The sequence below is a fragment of the Zhouia amylolytica AD3 genome, from assembly GCF_000511935.2.
GTDB classification, from domain to species: domain Bacteria; phylum Bacteroidota; class Bacteroidia; order Flavobacteriales; family Flavobacteriaceae; genus Zhouia; species Zhouia amylolytica.
In genome coordinates, this window is sequence record NZ_AYXY01000031.1 from 224,111 (window position 1) to 242,118 (window position 18,008).

The window sequence follows — 18,008 nt, forward strand, 5'->3', positions numbered from 1 at the left end:
GTTATACTGTGTTCAAATGCAAAGAGGCAAAAACACGACCGTGTTTTTGCCCCTTCTATTGTTTTCAGTCGCCTGACTATGAATATGTTATTAGTCTTCGGTTTTAACTTGTCCGGGTGCTCTGTTCTCAGAGCCTTCAATGCCAGTTAAACTGTCACCTAGTTCTTTTCTTTTCTCATCGGCAATTGCCATAATCGTTTTTACGACCTCAGGATTTTCCTCGGCTACATTGGTAGACTCTATAGAATCAGTAGCTAAATTATAGAGTTCAATGGCTTCCATGTCTACAAATCGATATTCACCAGGTAAGCCGTCTTTTCCGGGTTCCTGACCATCCATTGTTCTGTAACGGTGAGGGAAGTATAATTTCCAGTCCTTGTAGCGTACACCGAAGAGTTCATTAACTCGATAATAGAAAAAGAAAGCTTCATGAGGTGTTTCCGTAGATGCTCCCGATAAAATTGGCCAAACGTTTTTACCGTCAATTTCCTTTTCAGGAAGCTTGCTCTCCGTAATCGAGGCTACAGTAGGGAGAATGTCAATGGCCATTACCGGTGTATTAATAGTCTTATTGGCAGGTAATGTTCCGGGATACCACGCAATAAAAGGTTCTCTCTGACCTCCTTCCCAGGCAGTCCCTTTTCCTTCTCTGAATGGATCCGCTGATCCCGCATGATTACCATAGGCTAACCACGGTCCATTATCAGAAGTGAATATAACCAGGGTGTTTCTATCCAGGTTGTTCTTTTTTAAAGTCTCCAGGATCTGTCCTACACTCCAATCGATCTCCATAATAACATCACCATATAAACCCCTTTCAGACTTGCCTTTAAATTTATCAGAAACATATAAAGGTACATGGGGTTGTGGGTGTGCCACATATAGAAAGAATGGGTTGTCTTTGTTCTTGTCAATAAAAGAAACGGCTCTTTCCGTAATTTGAGTGGTCAATTGCGACTGATCGGTTAAGGTATCAATCACCTTTTCATTCTCATATAATGGAAGCGGGCCGAAATTAAAAATTGGGCCCTGTTGCGGATGCAAAGGCCACATGTCATTTGAATATGGAATTCCGAAATAGTCATCAAATCCCTGATTGTTCGGCATAAAATCCGGGTGGTCTCCTAAGTGCCATTTTCCATAGATAGCAGTTGCATATCCTTGCTCCTTCAACATGTCAGCAATGGTCGTTTCTTCAGGGTTAAGACCAATTTTCGCATCAGGCATAAAGGCATTATGAATGCCTATTCTGTTAGGGTAGCATCCTGTTAAAAGTCCAGCTCGAGAAGCAGAACAAACAGCCTGAGCCGAATAAAAACTAGTCAGTTTTACCCCTTCACTAGCCATTTGGTCTAAATGTGGTGTCTTGATGTCTGGGGAACCAAAGCATCCAACATCTTCATAACCCTGATCATCCGTGAATACAATGACCACATTAGGTTGCTTGTGGGAATTGGTTGCGATTTCATCCGATTTCTCTTCCGTGCCCTTTTTACAGGCAAGGACGCTTAAACAGCATACAATACCGAGGAATATTTTTTTGTTCATATATTTAGGTTTATCGCCCTAAAATTAATGAATTAATTCTGAATTGATCAATGAAATTCCACCGTCAATCAAATGACCTACCTGAGGTCTGTTTAATTTTACAGTTTCCAGATGATCTAAGATTTCTTGAGCAAACTCGTCATTATGACTATTTCTGGCCAATTCATATAACTCCACCGAAAGCAACCAGTCGTTGGGATAGTGCGCTACCAACTCTTCAAATACTTTATGTCGCGATATAGTTCTGTTCTTGCCCTCGCGATATTCCCTGACTTGTTGATATAAACTTTCAAGAGCAATTCGCTTCGGAGATTTTTTAGATTTGATCGTTTTTTCTGAAGGAACATGAGTGATGAGGTCAAAACTATTTACATCAGCCGGTCCGGAAAAAGCAGAAGTTACTTCCTTTCCGATAGCCATGTCGTATACACCCCATTCTGGTTTGAATAGAACAGTGTCACCATAAGTTACTGTACAGTCTTTTAAGCTAATGAGTATTATTTTGCCCTGTAGGTTTCTTTTACCGGTAATGATAACACCCTCAACTTTAATGCCTCCTTCAAACTCAAAGGTAACCCGTTGTTCTTCGTATATCTTGTAGGCTTTGAGATCTCGAGGACTCATGTCTTCAATCGCCAGGTTAATGCCTTTTAATTTTCCAATAGGACTTCCAAAACCTTCTCTGTGATAGTTTGTGCCATGACCTACCAATTCCTTCTCCCGGTATGCCAAGGCAGTTTTTCCTGATGTTTGGACATAAACAGGCTTTCCGTCATGTTCAATTACATTGGTGAATATTCCCGAAACCTGTATTCCTGTACTAAGTTCAATAGTACCTAATGCTTCAGATTTGATAAGTTTTTGAAGGCCACTCAATCCGCCTTTTCTCAAAGCCATGGTATTGGCGAACTCCTCTAAAACAAGGCTTAAATGAGCGAAGTCAGGGGTTACATATAACTGTGGCTGGGGCTTAGTGATGTCAAACCCCTGGTAAGCAGCTTCAATGGTATACGGTAATTTTTTTACCTGGTCTGTCATACACCAGGCACTTTCTCCGATAGAAGATAAAAGTCCCGCACCGTATATTTTTGGATCTTCCAGTTCGCCGATCAATCCGTATTCTACCGTCCACCAGTGTAAATTTCTAATTAAAGCCATCTCACTGGGTGCTCCCATATGATCCTGTAGATAATCAACCCGCTTTTCAGCGGCCTCAATTTCTTCCTGAGGCGTGCCTTCAGCCTCTTTTATGATCGAAAGATGCCTGATAGCCTCATACATTTCGTAATCCTTAGCGCTGGAAATGGCCTTAGCTCCAATTTCACCAAAGCGACGCAAATACTCCGCGTATTCAGGATTCGCAATGATAGGTGCATGGCCTGCACCTTCATGTATAATATCAGGAGCTGGAGTGTACTCAATATGTTCCAATTGTCGAATGTCTGATGCGATAACCAGGACGTTATAGGCTTGGAATTCCATAAAGGCGTTGGGCGGGATAAAACCATCGACGGCAACTGCCGCCCATCCAATTTCCTTTAAAATACGATTCATTCCGTACATACTCGGAATATGATCTATAGAAATCCCTGTTTGTTTAAGTCCGTCAAGGTAAGACTCATGAGCAACCTTACTTAAATAATCTACATTCTTACGCATGACATACCTCCATACAGCCTGGTTGATAGGTGAATAATCATCATAGTTCTGAGGTTTGATAAACTGTTTCAGGTGCGCAGGAAGCTTATCGAGTAATGGATTGCTGGTGTATGCAGTGTTCATAATGTGTTTTTAGTGTTTTGTGTTGATGTAAAGTTACAAAACATAACGAAAACGTTTTCTTAAATAAAAGACAACACGTTATGAAATGAAAAAACCGCCATTTGGCGGTTTTTTAAAGCTATTATTTGTTCGATGACCCCGGTGGATATTGCGACATGATTTCCATGACGAATTCATTGATCTTTGCAACCTTCTTGTCAATATCACCTGAAGTTACCAAATTACCTGTTCCTTTACCCTGCCAGACAAGCTCCTTTTCTTCAGCATCGATTATATCGATGTATAAAGAACCTTCAGTAGTGGTCGAAACATTACTGTATCCCATACCCCAGTACGGACCCCAGTATGGTCCCCAGCCCCATCCGGCGTTATTATACACATTTACCCGATCGCGTTCTTTGGTAAAAATACTTACCAATACATCAGGGTTCTCCGAAAGCGTATATCCTTTTGCTATCATTTCTCTTTCTACAGCTCTTAGAATCCGTTTTTTGTCAAGGTCAGAGATTTCTGCCTTGTCGACTCCTGGTTTGTAAAAAGCAAATGTTTTATAATCGTTAAAGTTTGCTTGTCTGTCATAGTCGGCTGCTACCTTTATCGAAGAGCAGGAAACCGCAAAAAATGAGATCAAGGCTACCAATGATAATAATTTAACTGTTCTCATAACAATTAGCTTTTAATTTTTGGTGGCCAGCCACAAACTGTTTGCTTTCGTAGCAGAACACCGGGTTAAACATTATTCAGCAGATCTTCATCGACATTGTTTGGAAGTGTAACCTTTAAATTTGGCTCAACCTCCATAGCTCTTTTGATGGCAAAAACAGCCCCTTCGTTTCGAGCCCAACTGCGTCTGGAGATACCATTGTTAACATCCCAGAAAAGCATCGATTTCAGACGTCTGTCTGCATCTTTAGTACCATCAAGAACCATACCAAATCCGCCGTTTATAACTTCTCCCCATCCAACGCCACCACCATTGTGAATACTCACCCAGGTAGCACCTCTAAAGCTATCGCCTATTACATTATGAATGGCCATATCCGCTGTAAAGCGAGAGCCGTCATAAATATTAGAGGTTTCGCGATATGGAGAGTCCGTACCACTCACATCATGATGGTCTCTACCTAAAATTACAAAACCTATTTCATTTTTCGAAATAGCTTTATTAAAGGCTTCAGCTATTTTCATACGTCCTTCGGCATCGGCATACAAGATCCTCGCTTGTGAACCTACCACAAGTTTGTTCTCCTGAGCTCCTTGGATCCACTGGATGTTATCCGCCATTTGCTGACGTATCTCCTCAGGAGAATTAGTCATGATTTCTTCCAAAACTTTACAGGCAATCTCATCAGTCTTTTTGAGATCCTCAGGGTCTCCACTGGCACAAACCCATCGGAATGGTCCGAACCCATAATCAAAACACATAGGTCCCATGATGTCCTGTACATAACTCGGATACCTGAATTCACGGTTCGTTTTAATCGCTTCCTCCGGGGTGTTCATAATATCCGCCCCCGCTCTTGATGCCTCCAATAAGAAAGCATTTCCATAATCAAAGAAGTACGTGCCTTTCGCAGCATGTTTGTTGATGGCTGCTGCCTGCCTTCTCAACGACTCTTGTACGGCCTCTTTGAATTCTTCAGGCTTATTGGCCATCAGTTCGTTCGATTCTTCAAAGCTTAAACCTGCAGGGTAATATCCTCCTGCCCACGGATTGTGCAAAGAAGTTTGATCCGACCCAAGGTCGATATGTATGTTTTCAGTATCAAATTTTTCCCAAACATCAACCACATTACCCTGATAAGCAATGGAAACAGTCTCTTTATTTGCTTTTGCTTGTTTTACACGTTCGGATAATAGATCTAAATCAGAAATAACTTCATCTACCCAGCCTTGAGAATGTCTTGTGTGCGTAGCTTTCGGGTTCACTTCTGCACACACGGTAATACAACCGGCAATATTTCCGGCCTTTGGTTGAGCTCCACTCATTCCCCCTAATCCGGAAGTAACAAATAGGTTGCCCTGAGGCACCTTGCCAATTTTTCTAAATCCATTCAGAACCGTAATGGTGGTACCGTGAACAATCCCCTGCGGACCGATATACATATAACTTCCTGCAGTCATTTGTCCGTATTGGGTAACTCCCAATGCATTGAATTTCTCCCAGTCATCCGGCTTCGAATAATTCGGAATCATCATTCCGTTAGTAATAACCACCCTGGGAGCGTCTTTGTGAGAAGGGAAAAGACCCATTGGATGCCCACTATACATTACCAGGGTTTGCTCATCATTCATCTCAGCCAGGTATTTCATAGTGAGTCTATACTGAGCCCAATTTTGAAATACAGCCCCATTACCACCATAGGTGATAAGTTCATGCGGGTGTTGAGCAACAGCATAATCCAAATTGTTTTGAATCATCAACATAATCGCAGCCGCCTGTTTGCTTTTTGCAGGATAGGCCTCAATAGAACGGGCTTTCATCTCATAATCCGGGCGAAGCCTGTACATATAGATACGGCCATACTTGTCAAGTTCCTCTTTAAATTCAGGTATTAAAGTTTCGTGATGGGCCGCATCAAAATAGCGAAGCGCATTTTTAAGAGCCAGTTTTTTCTCTTGCTCGTTTAGTATTTCCTTGCGCTTTGGTGCGTGATTAATTTCAGTTTCGTATACTTTCGGTTGAGGTAGTTCGCTTGGAATACCCTCTAAAATTTGCTCTTTGAATGTCATGATGTAATCGTTTACAATTATTGAAAAAATAAAACTTAAGGTTCAAGGTCAATAATGTAAAACTAAGGATAGCGGATATCAGCCCTATGATAGGAATAAGCAGTAGTAGACTTGTATTTCATAAGGTTGTTATCCAAAAGAAAGCTTATTTATTTTTGAGTATTAGTCTTTTTGTTAAATCCGTATGGACAGTGCTTGCAACCACTTTCGCAGCAATACCCACGCTTTAAATGATACTTCTCTGTAAAAACCCTGTATCCTTGCGGAGACAGGTAATAATCTCCTTCTTCTAAAGGAATAATCTTTTTCATGCGAACAAATATCGTAAAAAGTTATTTTGTGAATAACTCTTTAAAATTTATTTATGATAGTTCGTTATATATTACTCCGTATATAATTAACTTTACAAATATAACAGAATTAAAACTGTTTGAGATAAGTGAAATATGATTTTAGTATTTAAACATATATTTCCAAAACCCTATGTAGGTTTAACCTTATGGCCAGTAATCTTTGTGAAAGAAGATGTTTTAAAGCAAGATCAGGTCTTGATTAATCACGAGAAAATTCATCTTCGTCAACAGTTGGAGTTGCTGATTATTCCATTTTACCTGATCTATTTAACTGAATGGCTTATTGGGATAGTTAAATATGGAAACGCATATACTGCATATAAAAATATAAGTTTTGAACGAGAGGCTTATAAAAATGAACAAAACACTGGTTATTTGAAGTCGAGAAGTCCCTGGAGCTTTATGTATTATTATGGGATTTCAAATAAAGTCTAGATGGCTCCGTTAGTGTAACGAACATAAATTCTTCCTTTACCGAATGATATCCATACACAATGAAAAAGCACTTCTCAGTATATGCAGAGAAAAGGATATTGAACTCGTTGTCAAACGGGAAGATTTAATCCATCCATTCATTTCAGGTAATAAATATCGGAAGCTTAAGTACAATCTTTCTGAAGCCAAAAATAAAGGGTACAATACCATCCTTACTTTTGGAGGTGCTTATTCAAATCATATTGCAGCTACCGCATATGCAGCCAAAGAATATGGGTTTAAAAGTGTCGGGGTTATACGAGGTGAGGAATTAGAAAAAGAGGTTCCTGATAATCCTACCCTCAGCTTCGCCAAAGATTGCGGAATGCATTTTGATTTTGTATCCCGAACAGCTTACAGAAATAAAAATATACCCGAATTTCAGGCAGAATTATCAGCGAAGTATGGTAAATGCTATCTTGTTCCGGAAGGAGGTACCAATCAACTTGCAGTTAAAGGATGTGAGGAGATTTTAACCGAAGAAGATGCTGAGTTCGATTATATTGGAGTGAGTGTAGGCACAGGTGGTACGATCTCTGGAATTATCAATAGTGCATCCCCTAACCAAAAAGTACTGGGTTTTCCTGCGCTTAAAGGAGACTTTTTAAAAAATGAAATCCTTAAATTTGTCCACAAGGAAAATTGGAGTTTGGTTGCCGATTATCATTTTGGAGGATATGCTAAAGTCAAGCCGGAACTGATCGAATTTATAAATGAATTCAAACGAGAAACAAAAATCCCTTTGGATCCCGTTTATACAGGAAAAATGCTTTACGGACTGGTAGATATGATTAAAAATGATAAGTTTGAACCTAATACAAAAATTTTAGTGATCCATACTGGTGGCCTTCAGGGTATTGCCGGAATGAATCAACGATTGAAACAAAAAAAACTACCCTTGATAGATGTTTAAAAAAATAACTATTTTATTGTGTGTGCTTGTTTTGGCAAGCTGTGGATCTAAAAAGAAAGTAGCCTCCAGCAAGAAAAGACCGCCCGTTAAACGTGAGGTTGTTGTAAATAAAAATGATTCGAGGGACGAGACCGAAAAGGAAACGCTCGAGTCAACCTCTAAAACAACCGTAACCATCAATACTGTTCAGGATTATATCGATTACTTTAGTCCTGTTGCCAAGCAAAATATGGTAGAGCACGGAATCCCGGCCAGTATAACTATGGCTCAGGCCATTCTGGAAAGCGGAGCAGGAAAAGGTACTTTAGTGAGAAAGGCAAACAATCACTTTGGTATAAAATGTCATAATTGGGGTGGTGAAGGTGTATTTCATGATGATGATGAAAAAGGAGAATGTTTTAGAAAATATAGCGATCCGGGACAATCATTTGAAGATCACTCCAGGTTCCTGACAACCCGAAGCAGATATGCTTTCTTGTTTAAATTAAAGCCAAGCGATTATAAAGGTTGGGCCAGAGGATTAAGAAAGGCAGGATACGCAACGGATAGAAGATATCCTGAAAAATTGATCAGCCTGATCCAACGATATGAATTGTATAATTTAGATAAAGAAGTTTTAAAAGGCCGTTACGAGGAAGTAGTGGATACTCCTGTCGTGGTTGCTAAGTCTTCCGGTAATGTTCATGTGGTTGAAAAGGGAGAAACTTTGTATTCGATTTCAAGAAGATATAACCTGACTGTCGATGTATTAAAGCGTTTGAATGGTTTACGTGATAATATTATTGCTATTGGTCAGAAATTAATAATAAAAAATTAAGAGAGAAGAATGATTTATAAAAGAAGTAGCGCCTTATTTGCTGAAGCTCAAAAGTATATCCCGGGAGGTGTGAACTCACCGGTTAGAGCATTTAATGCAGTCGGAGGCGAACCTGTGTTTGTGAAAGAAGCAAAGGGTGCTTATTTGTATGATGAAGACGGTAATAAACTTATTGATTATATCGCCTCATGGGGTCCGATGATTTTAGGACATGCTCACCAACCTGTTATCGATGCGGTTGTTGACAAAGCCCAGAAGGGAACTTCATTTGGAATCCCTACAGAAATCGAAACTGAAATTGCAAAACTTGCAGTTTCCATGGTCCCAAATATCGATAAGATTCGTTTTGTGAATAGTGGTACGGAAGCTTGTATGAGTGCAGTTCGACTGGCACGTGGATATAAAGGAAGAGACAAAATAATAAAGTTTGCCGGTTGTTATCACGGACATTCAGATTCATTCCTTATTCAGGCGGGTAGTGGAGCGGTAACCTTTGGTAGCCCGAATAGTCCGGGCGTTACACAAGGTACAGCTAAAGACACCTTGTTGGCACGCTATAACGACCTGGATAATGTAGAAGAACTCCTTAAAGCAAATAAAGAAGAAGTTGCAGCAATTATTCTGGAACCGGTAGCCGGTAATATGGGCTGTATTATTCCAAAGCCTGGATTTTTGGAGGGACTAAGAAAATTATGTGATGAGCACGGAGTGTTGTTGATCTTTGATGAGGTCATGACCGGTTTCCGCCTTGCCAAAGGAGGTGCTCAGGAACTATTGAATATAAAAGCCGATATCGTTTGTTTTGGAAAAGTGATTGGAGGTGGCTTACCTGTAGGGGCTTTTGCTTCAAGAAACGAAATCATGAATCATCTGGCGCCACTAGGACCTGTATATCAGGCTGGAACTTTAAGTGGTAATCCATTAGCAATGGCCGCCGGATTAGCCATGTTGAGCGAATTAAATGAAAACCCTGAGATCTTTAGCAGCCTGTCTGAAAAAACAGCCTACCTGCATAAAGGGTTGACGAAAGTGCTTAACGATGCGAAAATACCTTATACGATCAACCGTTTAGGATCTATGATTTCTGTACACTTTACCGAGGAAGCAGTAGTGGACTTCGATTCAGCGGCCAAAGGAAATAATGATACTTTTAAAAAGTTTTTCCATGGGATGTTGGCCGAAGGAGTATATTTGCCTCCGAGCGCCTTCGAAAGTTGGTTCCTGAATGATGCACTAACATACGATGACCTTGATTATACTATCAATGCTGTAAATAAAGTACTGAGAAGTTTAGCATAAGCATATATAAAGTAAAGATGCAAGCCCGGGCCTGATAGCTCGGGCTTGTTGTTAAAAATATAGAACATTAGGTGAGTACCCCAAGAACCAAATCCTGTCCCCAGTGTCATACTTCATTTACCTGTTATTCATCCGGATGCTGGTGTAATGCTTATCCTGCCATCATGCCCTTGGAACCAAATATGGGTTGCTTGTGTCAAGAGTGTTTAAAGAATGTGGTGGCTAATAGAATAGCGGAATATACAAGTGATCTGACGCCCGAAAAAAGAAGAACCATTGCCGGATTGGGTAAGGCTGAACAATTGGTGGAAACCATCGATTACTACGTCAACGAAGACGGAAATTATGTCTTTACCTCCTGGTATCACCTGAGAAGAGGGAAATGCTGTGGAAATGGTTGTTTACATTGTCCTTATCGAAAGAATTAATCCCTCTTTGATCCTAAGAGTCAGTCGACAGCAAACACGCTATAAATAATCGGCTCTTCCTGTCATCCCGACCAGCTGATAGTACTAATAAGCCAACTAGATGCTAAATCAATTGCCTGCCATTTAACATGGTTCGTGTTGGGTTTTATAAAACGATGAGGAACATTCCTTTTTAATCCTTTCTTGAATCCTCTATCTTTTCCTGACATCGATATTCCGGAATTTTTCTAGACACCTATTTTTCTCAATAGATATAAATACGGGGTCCCTCCGTATAGGATTTTTAATTAACTCACTAAGGACTGATTAGCCGTTTTTTAAATTGACAGCTACTATTTAGGACATACATTAAATATAACCAGATCCAGGCAATCTTTGCAAAAGGTTCATTCGTTAGCGCAAATCATAGCTTCCGGGTTATCGTGAGGAATTCTTTTTTTGCAGCTTTTACAAGTAACGCTTATCTCTGGTAAGAAATATTAATTCACGATAATTACTCCTCAACACGCTTAAGGTTCAAGTCGTGAAAATCAAAGCTAAAGTCTATATTAGGCGAAATTCCTTTCATCTGAATGCTGATCCCTTTACCGTCTTCATTCAAATTAAAGGTGGCAAATGCATCAGCATGCATTTCCCGATATTCCCATTTTATGGCAAATGTTGTACCCTTGTAATAGAACATAGGCCCATTCAATTTTGGGGATCTTAACGAAGTAAACCAAAGTTTGCCCTCTTTTAGGCTGATTGCTACCTCGCCAAACCATGGATCCCTATAGGTACCCGTATAGTTTTTAATATCGATAGGTGAGGTCTTGTTTTCTGCAATAACCTTCCATACCCTGGTGGTTACAGAATCCGATTCATGACCAGTATTTTTTGCATTATCCGCCAATTTTTTAATCCAGTCCCGTTTTTCAATTTCCAAATAGGAATCAAGGATCATTTCAGGAATGGAACTATATGCATTCCCCCCGGGCCATGAATTCGTCAACACCACAATTCCCAAATTCAACTCAGGAACTAAAACTGTTTTAGACAGCATACCCGGCAATCCTCCCGTATGACTGATAACAATTTTTCCTTGTTTGTCCCCAATGAACCAACCAAGACCATAAGCTGCAAAATGTTGTTGTGTCCTGGAATTAGGGTTTGTCGTAAACCTCAATGGGGTATGTGGCTGCCACATTTGATTTTGCTGCTGCTCAGAAAATAATGTTTGAGATAGGGCTTTACCGTATTTGCTGTTGTTGAGGTGCATGAGCATCCATTTGCTTAAATCATCAACACTAGAATAAATACCGCCGGCGGCCGCAACAAGATCTCCGTCATAGGTAGACAATGTTTTGATGGGTTCACCTGCTGAGTCATGAGGTAGTGCCAGGTTCTCATTTTTGCTTAAAAGGGATGCTGTTGGTGCCGAATTCTTCATCCCCAGCGGATCGAAGATACGCGACTGAATATAGTCTGCCCAACTCATGCCACTCACCCGACTGATTACTTCCCCAGCAACGATGTAAAGAAGATTGTCGTAATCATATTTCGTTCGAAAAGCCGATACCTCTTGCTGATATTGAAAGCTGTTAAGAACATCTTTAATCGTAAAATCTGCTCCGTCAGGAAAAATCATGAGATCACCAGCACCAAGACCCAAGCCACTTCTATGAGTAAGAAGATCTAAAATGGTAAAATTGGTAGTTACGTAATCATTATACATTTTAAACTCCGGGATGTAATCAATAACCTGATCCTCCCATTTGAGTTTACCTTCATCAACCAAAATTGACAAGGCGGCTGTGGTAAATGCCTTGGAGTTTGAGGCAATGGCAAACATCGTGTGCTCATCTACCGGATCATTGCTGTCAATAGACTTGAAGCCATAACCTTTGGAGTGTATATTTTTTCCATCCTTTACAATAGCAACTGCAATACCTACTGAAGGGGTTGTGGCTAAAGCCCTGCCAACAAGAGAATCTACTTCTTCTGAAGTAACCCCTTGTGCATAAACAGAATTAATGAAAACTATAGTAAGTGCAACTAATAGAAATGGTACTGATCTTTTCATAACGGATCTCCCTATGTTAATTTTTTTGTTTGATGATCATTGAGTTTTAAACATCTAACTTACTAAAAATGAGTGTAATTAATAGGGGTGCCCGGAAATCCTTGCCAAATCAGAATGGAAGATAAAATATAGAGGGTATGAGTTGCTGATATTTCTTTTTCGATCCTATATTCAATGAACTTCATAAGTTTGTCGGATTTCTGCCAGCCAAATTTGAATTTTCCGACAATCTCTTTATTATGATAGTAGTTCCTTTAGTACCATTGAGTCATCATAAAATTGATCTTAAAAAGTCATTATTCCAGAGATCAACGTCTTGAACTCCTGAATTTTCTTGTTAGTTCTCTTCCTTTCATCATACCAAATAAAAAGACCTATAGCTAATAAGATCCCTCCAATTATATACATCGAAGCGTTGCTGCTTACTCCTGAAATAATGACAAGGAGAAATCCTAAGCCCAAAAATATATGGGTAAATATGATCAGCCTCATTAAAAAATGTTTGGTAAAGGAAACTTCTACATTCGTTTCACCTTCAGTGCCTGATTCTGATAATTTTCCATCTACAATAATGTAATTCTGGTAGATTAAGTACCAGGCATATAAAATACGTTTACGGATTTTAAAGGTTATTGCGTTGTTTTTTGTTGTATTCATGCTAAAAACTAACCCGTTTACTGACGCCAGTGAAGCTTGTAATTGCTTACCTGTTTCAAGAGGATTATTTTGAACCTTAAAATTCCATGTTTGCATAGTATCAATTTTAGTTTGGACAGGTAATCACAGCATCCCTTAATACTTCAAAAGAATAGATGACTTGTAATTACTTTATAAAAAAAATAAATGGTTTTCGGGAATACCCGAAATTTCTTAATAGCGCAATGTAAGAAAATGTATTTTTTAAATAAATAATAATTCACAAAAAAAGCCCGGGGCTTTGGACTCCGGACTTTTTGTATGTTATAAAACGTAAAATGAATAAAAATTAAGGCATCGTCAACTTCAAGGTGATGCTATCTTTTTCAGGATAGAGTGCCTGGGTGTTTTGCAACTGCTCTTTTAAGGTCGCTATCATAAGTTTTAGCTGTTCCGGTTCTGCATTTGCGAGGTTGGTAGTTTCAAACGGGTCATCCTTCAGATTGAATAATTCATAACGAGGGTTCTCTTTTACCGGATAGTGATAAACCACTTTCCAATGACCATTAACTAAGCTTGTAAAATAATCACTGCGATGAACCCCATGAGGAAAATGATTTAAAAAGAGTTCGTTTCTCGTTTTATTGTGGTTTCCTTCGAGCTGACTTCTTAAGGTGAATCCATCCAGCGTATGCTTTTCTGGAAGATCAATACCCGTAATATCACATAGAGAAGGGAATAAGTCGATTACCGTACCCATCTGGTTTTGGATACCTCCTGCCGGGATAGCTAGCTTTTCTTGTGAATCAGCATTTTCATCAGGCGAAACCCAGGAAGCGATAAAAGGCACTCGCATACCACCTTCCCAATGATTTCCTTTTTTCCCCTTCAGTGGTTCTGAACTACTATAATCTTCAACTATTGGCAAAGGAGCATCTGATCCATTGTCACCCATAAATAAAATCAAGGTATTTTCTCCAAGCCCTAAACTCTTTACATGGGTGATGATATCACCAAGTGATTTGTCGATACCTTCAACTAAAGTAGCATAGGCTTGTGCTTGTGGAGATTTTCCGGAGTCTTCATAATGAGCTGCAAAACGCGGATCAGAGTGAAAAGGAGCATGCACAGCGTAATGTGACATATATAAGAAGAACGGCTTGTTATCTTCTTTGGCCTGCGTAATCATAGCATTAGCTTCTAATGTTAAAGCTTCGGTAAGGAAAATATCTTTACCATGGTATTTTTCCAAACCTGGTACCGCACGGCTTTTATTTCCTTTAATATGGCCAAATCCATCTTTTCCGTAATAACTGCCCGGATGCCCGATAGAACTCCCTCCGATATTTACATCAAACCCTAAATTGGTTGGGTCCTCACCTTCAAAACCAATAGGTCCAAAATGTGCTTTTCCTACATGAATGGTTCTGTAACCATTTTGTTGTAATACCCTTGGTAGGGTGACAGAACTTTTGTTTAATCCTTCCCAATTCCATTGCGAAGGCCCAAACTTGGTACGGTTATTATTCTCAGCATTTACCCAATTGGTTACCCTATGCCGAGCTGATGTTTGTCCCGTCATAATTGAAGCCCTTGTAGGAGAACAAACCGAATGTGCATAAAAATTGCTAAAGCGAATACCTTGCTTGGCGAGTGTCTCCATGTTTGGAGTTCGGTAGTATTCGTTCAAAGGATAACGAACAGGAGTCCCATTAGTGTCCGTTAGAAATGGAACCGAAGAATCCATAAGTCCCATGTCGTCAACAAGAAAAACAATAATGTTTGGCGGATCAACTTGCTTATGCTCTTTTGCACATGATGACAGAAATGCAAAAGTGATCATAATCGCCACTAATAAGGATGGTTGTTTAATATTAACTTTTGTCATAATCACAGTAGTTTGGTAAGTAATACATGCAGATTCAAATCTACAATTTATTGAGAGGTTTAAAATAAATAGGCTACTAGTTATTTAGGATTAATTCTCTGGTCTGAACCAATTTGAACAGTGGGGTTTTCACAACGAATGCTCGCCAGGATAGAAGGATTTGTTTTTTAAAGTGAAGCCTTCATCAGAAAAGGTAAATTCAAAATAAAAAAGCAACCTGAAGAGGTTGCTTTTCAATGCTTTTATATGTTTTTGGAATAAGATCTTATTTGTTCCGATTTCCCATGCGACGTCTCGTTTCCTGCTGTCTTTCTTCCTGCATTTTTTTCCATTTGGCATATTGATCGTCATCCAGAATTTTTTTCATTCTATCCTGCATCGCTTTTTGTTCATCCAATCGCGCACTTCTCATTTTTATCATTTCATCCCTTGATGGTCTTTCATCATTGTTGCGCATACTTCTCCATTTTGCCATTTGTTCCTTACGCTTAACCGCTTGATCCTTATTGATGGTATAAATTTCTTTTTGCTGCGCATCCGTAAGATCCAAATCAACAGCCATTTGCTTTGTTTGTAATTCAGCCATCTGGTCCGGAGTCATATTCTCCATGCGTTCCACCCTGGATTTGGATTTCTTTTTTCGATCCTCTTTTTTGTCTTGGGCATTCACCGCAACTGTTAGAAGCGATAACATACAAATTCCAATTATTTTTTTCATGACTAATAAATATTGAATGTTTCTCCTTTTGACTGGCACTCAGATAAAAAGGTTTAATTCAATATGAATTTTTAATAAATAATGGTGTCCGTTGCAATAATAGGTAATGTGTAATTTCCGTAGTTAATGGTGAATGTTTTATCACTATTTTCCTGTGGCGATTGTGCTGCAGGAGTATTGAAAATGTATACCTTTTCCAGGTTTTTTAATAAGGCCAGATCCTTTAAAGAAGCCGCTGCAAAATTAGTGTTGGTAACAGAAATCGTTCTCAGATATTCCAGCTTTTGCAGGCTGCCAATCCCGGCACCTGAAACCTGGGTATTATCTAGCTTTAGTGTTTGTAAATTAGGAAGCTTTATTAAACTGTTGAAAATGTCATCACTTACCTGGGTACCTCTGAGATCTATAGATACGATGTTTTTAAACAAGGGTTTAAGAGTGTTGAGATCAGCATCCTTAAAATCCGGAAAATTTAAGCAGCTTACCCCCAAAAAGGATGTGCTTTCACTAACCGGTTGTATCCCAAATGCAGTGGACTTCTTTAGGTTAGAAATGACATCTTTTGAAACTGTTGCTACTGAAACCGGAGGTAGTTCTGAAGAATTTTCATTCTTAAAGAAGGAAGTAAACAATTCGTGGTCTAATTGAAGCTGCCCTATACTTTTATCAAAATTGGCTTCATGTTCAATCCAAACTTTAATGAGTGCAATTTCATGTTTTGTTAATGGTGTCTTTTCCTTTGGAGGCATATGATCTTCATGATCTACGGGCAGAATCAGACGATGATATATTGCACTGCTGTCAGGCGTTTTTAAGTCGATTACAGCACCGTTTTCTCCCCCTTTTTGGATGGCTTTCGGAGTGTGCAAAGCTAATTCTCCTTTAGATTTCTTGGGCCCATGACAGCTAACGCATTTGTTGTCTAAAATGGGTTGGATTATATCCGAATATAATATGGCGTCATCCAATTCTTCTTCGTTAAGAGCTATTTCATTTCCCTCTTGAGTTTCAATTCCAATAATCCTTTTCACAGACGGAGGGAGTGGTTCCGTAAGATAATCTGACCCATGGGTGATATTACCACCAAAATGCCCTGTAGCACTTATAACGATTAGAATAAGAATTGAAAATATAATAACAGGTGTTTTATGAAAAGCAATATGACTGATCCGTACATAATATATAAATGAGCACACGGCAGTAATGATGCCAAACCATAAATGCAGTTTAACCGTGTCGTAAGCAAAACCCTCGTGGGTATATAGAAGTAAGCCCGTAATACAGGCAGCAACTGCACTGATCCCGGCCCATAAAAAGGCAATAGAAATGGCCTTGTCTAAGTGCATGTCCTGCTTACGATTATACCATTGTAACAGCAAACCTAGAAGGATAAAGCCAATAGGTAAATGTACGATAAGAGGATGCAGCCTCCCCAGAAATGTTAAAAAATGAGTCATTACGAAATGTTATTGGATCCCTAAACGTTGCTTTAATGCATTCATAACAAAAACATTTGCTTTCCATTGATCTCCCAAAGGCATCTTGGTATATGGAGCCGTTGGCATATAGCTCGGCGGACCGAACTCTGAGGTGACCGTAAATACCCCTTGGTGCTCCTTCAGTCCTTTTTTAATAATTCGCTCCCAGATATCTATATGAGCCTTCAAGGCATTCTTCCACTCCGGAGCCTCCGGATCATTTACCTGAGGTCCTTCCTGAAAACCTACTCTGGCATGAATATGATGTACGTTGTCAATAATCGTATCCCATCGATCTGGTTGATTTTGGAGTAAAGATTCATGTACCACCATCCAATGACTCATGTCCAGAGTCAAAGGAAGCTCTTTGGCCTTGTCAAGATATTTCAAGGTCTCAGTCATACTGTAACTAAAGCGCCCGCGATGTGTTTCGTGATAGACCGGGATATTGTACTTTTTACTTAGTTTGTTACCTATGGCAATAAACTTAAGATTGTCTTCGTAGCTGAAAAAATCACTTCCGGTATGAGAATTAATAAGAACAGGGTTCCATTGCATTAATTCCTCAAGCCGCGTTTCGTATTTTTTTAAACTTTCGGCTAACGGTATCCCCTTAACGGTTCCGTGCATTAGGTTTAATTTAAGGTCGTATTTAGCTAAGGCTTCTTTTAAGTCTTGTTGGCTTTCTTTGTTATTGGGTAACCAAATATCAATTCCATCAAAACCTGAAGCCTTTGCTTTTTTACAAAACTCATCCCATGACAGTTGATTGCCCCAGTTGGTTTGAAAAAATAATACGCGCTCTTGTGATAGAGCGGTACATAAAATCCCAAATAAAAAAATGAGTAATAATAATGCAGTTTTTTTCATTGCATGGTT

Annotated in this window: 16 protein-coding genes; 5 read left to right on the forward strand and 11 right to left on the reverse strand. The window is 39.4% G+C overall.

Features of this window, described 5'->3' with window-relative positions:
- Positions 1-90 precede the first annotated feature (90 nt).
- The 5 genes from P278_RS16210 to P278_RS16620 all read right to left on the reverse strand — a co-directional run bounded on the left by P278_RS16210 (position 91) and on the right by P278_RS16620 (position 6,374).
- The gene (locus tag P278_RS16210; RefSeq protein ID WP_038269066.1) at positions 91-1,548 is read right to left on the reverse strand and encodes a sulfatase family protein; all 1,458 of its coding nucleotides are present in this window, start codon (positions 1,546-1,548) and stop codon (positions 91-93) included.
- A gap of 24 nt (positions 1,549-1,572) precedes the next feature.
- Complete coding sequence (locus P278_RS16215; RefSeq protein ID WP_038269068.1) at positions 1,573-3,330, reverse strand: aromatic amino acid hydroxylase; 1,758 nt, start codon at positions 3,328-3,330, stop codon at positions 1,573-1,575.
- Positions 3,331-3,451: 121 nt separating this feature from the next.
- A complete protein-coding gene (locus tag P278_RS16220) occupies positions 3,452-3,994 on the reverse strand; it encodes a DUF4136 domain-containing protein (RefSeq protein WP_038269069.1) in 543 nt (180 codons plus the stop codon).
- A 65-nt stretch (positions 3,995-4,059) separates the two neighbouring features.
- A complete protein-coding gene (locus tag P278_RS16225) occupies positions 4,060-6,063 on the reverse strand; it encodes a urocanate hydratase (RefSeq protein WP_038269071.1) in 2,004 nt (667 codons plus the stop codon).
- Positions 6,064-6,212: 149 nt separating this feature from the next.
- On the reverse strand, positions 6,213-6,374 hold the full coding sequence (locus P278_RS16620) for a DUF5522 domain-containing protein (RefSeq protein ID WP_161808370.1): 162 nt from the start codon (positions 6,372-6,374) through the stop codon (positions 6,213-6,215).
- 135 nt (positions 6,375-6,509) lie between these two features.
- On the opposite strand from P278_RS16620, the gene P278_RS16230 reads away from it, so the two are divergent.
- From P278_RS16230 to P278_RS16250, 5 genes are all read left to right on the forward strand, one after another.
- Entirely contained in the window at positions 6,510-6,851 is a 342-nt protein-coding gene (locus P278_RS16230) for a hypothetical protein (protein ID WP_038269073.1), read from the forward strand.
- Positions 6,852-6,894: 43 nt separating this feature from the next.
- Complete coding sequence (locus P278_RS16235; protein ID WP_038269076.1) at positions 6,895-7,803, forward strand: 1-aminocyclopropane-1-carboxylate deaminase/D-cysteine desulfhydrase; 909 nt, start codon at positions 6,895-6,897, stop codon at positions 7,801-7,803.
- A complete protein-coding gene (locus tag P278_RS16240) occupies positions 7,796-8,620 on the forward strand; it encodes a glucosaminidase domain-containing protein (protein ID WP_038269078.1) in 825 nt (274 codons plus the stop codon). Before P278_RS16235 ends, P278_RS16240 begins: the two co-directional genes overlap by 8 nt.
- Positions 8,621-8,629: 9 nt before the next feature.
- Entirely contained in the window at positions 8,630-9,919 is a 1,290-nt protein-coding gene (hemL, locus tag P278_RS16245; RefSeq protein WP_038269080.1) for a glutamate-1-semialdehyde 2,1-aminomutase, read from the forward strand.
- Positions 9,920-10,110: 191 nt separating this feature from the next.
- Positions 10,111-10,347 carry a DUF5522 domain-containing protein gene (locus P278_RS16250; protein WP_139226743.1) on the forward strand — a complete coding sequence of 79 codons (237 nt, stop codon included), beginning with the start codon at positions 10,111-10,113 and terminating at the stop codon, positions 10,345-10,347.
- A 493-nt stretch (positions 10,348-10,840) separates the two neighbouring features.
- Here the strand turns inward: P278_RS16250 and P278_RS16255 are convergent, their stop codons facing one another.
- The 6 genes from P278_RS16255 to P278_RS16280 all read right to left on the reverse strand — a co-directional run bounded on the left by P278_RS16255 (position 10,841) and on the right by P278_RS16280 (position 17,999).
- Positions 10,841-12,409: a serine hydrolase gene (locus P278_RS16255; protein ID WP_038269085.1), complete on the reverse strand. Its 1,569-nt coding sequence runs from the start codon at positions 12,407-12,409 to the stop codon at positions 10,841-10,843.
- Positions 12,410-12,694: 285 nt separating this feature from the next.
- Positions 12,695-13,162, reverse strand: a complete 468-nt coding sequence (locus tag P278_RS16260; RefSeq protein WP_038269088.1) for a hypothetical protein — start codon at positions 13,160-13,162, stop codon at positions 12,695-12,697.
- 232 nt (positions 13,163-13,394) lie between these two features.
- Complete coding sequence (locus P278_RS16265; protein WP_038269091.1) at positions 13,395-14,933, reverse strand: sulfatase; 1,539 nt, start codon at positions 14,931-14,933, stop codon at positions 13,395-13,397.
- A gap of 265 nt (positions 14,934-15,198) precedes the next feature.
- Complete coding sequence (locus P278_RS16270) at positions 15,199-15,651, reverse strand: Spy/CpxP family protein refolding chaperone (RefSeq protein ID WP_038269094.1); 453 nt, start codon at positions 15,649-15,651, stop codon at positions 15,199-15,201.
- A 71-nt stretch (positions 15,652-15,722) separates the two neighbouring features.
- Complete coding sequence (locus tag P278_RS16275; RefSeq protein WP_038269097.1) at positions 15,723-17,108, reverse strand: c-type cytochrome domain-containing protein; 1,386 nt, start codon at positions 17,106-17,108, stop codon at positions 15,723-15,725.
- A 9-nt stretch (positions 17,109-17,117) separates the two neighbouring features.
- Positions 17,118-17,999: a sugar phosphate isomerase/epimerase family protein gene (locus P278_RS16280; protein WP_038269194.1), complete on the reverse strand. Its 882-nt coding sequence runs from the start codon at positions 17,997-17,999 to the stop codon at positions 17,118-17,120.
- Between the last annotated feature and the right edge of the window lie 9 nt (positions 18,000-18,008).

Bases quoted from the DNA above. Each gene is read 5' to 3' on its own strand.
- P278_RS16220 (WP_038269069.1), bottom strand. From the start codon at position 3,994: ATGAGAACAGTTAAATTATTATCATTGGTAGCCTTGATCTCATTTTTT.
- P278_RS16210 (WP_038269066.1), bottom strand. From the start codon at position 1,548: ATGAACAAAAAAATATTCCTCGGTATTGTATGCTGTTTAAGCGTCCTT.
- P278_RS16215 (WP_038269068.1), bottom strand. From the start codon at position 3,330: ATGAACACTGCATACACCAGCAATCCATTACTCGATAAGCTTCCTGCG.
- P278_RS16265 (WP_038269091.1), bottom strand. From the start codon at position 14,933: ATGACAAAAGTTAATATTAAACAACCATCCTTATTAGTGGCGATTATG.
- P278_RS16240 (WP_038269078.1), top strand. From the start codon at position 7,796: ATGTTTAAAAAAATAACTATTTTATTGTGTGTGCTTGTTTTGGCAAGC.
- P278_RS16255 (WP_038269085.1), bottom strand. From the start codon at position 12,409: ATGAAAAGATCAGTACCATTTCTATTAGTTGCACTTACTATAGTTTTC.
- P278_RS16230 (WP_038269073.1), top strand. From the start codon at position 6,510: ATGATTTTAGTATTTAAACATATATTTCCAAAACCCTATGTAGGTTTA.
- P278_RS16235 (WP_038269076.1), top strand. From the start codon at position 6,895: ATGATATCCATACACAATGAAAAAGCACTTCTCAGTATATGCAGAGAA.
- hemL (WP_038269080.1), top strand. From the start codon at position 8,630: ATGATTTATAAAAGAAGTAGCGCCTTATTTGCTGAAGCTCAAAAGTAT.
- P278_RS16275 (WP_038269097.1), bottom strand. From the start codon at position 17,108: ATGACTCATTTTTTAACATTTCTGGGGAGGCTGCATCCTCTTATCGTA.
- P278_RS16260 (WP_038269088.1), bottom strand. From the start codon at position 13,162: ATGCAAACATGGAATTTTAAGGTTCAAAATAATCCTCTTGAAACAGGT.
- P278_RS16225 (WP_038269071.1), bottom strand. From the start codon at position 6,063: ATGACATTCAAAGAGCAAATTTTAGAGGGTATTCCAAGCGAACTACCT.
- P278_RS16270 (WP_038269094.1), bottom strand. From the start codon at position 15,651: ATGAAAAAAATAATTGGAATTTGTATGTTATCGCTTCTAACAGTTGCG.
- P278_RS16620 (WP_161808370.1), bottom strand. From the start codon at position 6,374: ATGAAAAAGATTATTCCTTTAGAAGAAGGAGATTATTACCTGTCTCCG.
- P278_RS16280 (WP_038269194.1), bottom strand. From the start codon at position 17,999: ATGAAAAAAACTGCATTATTATTACTCATTTTTTTATTTGGGATTTTA.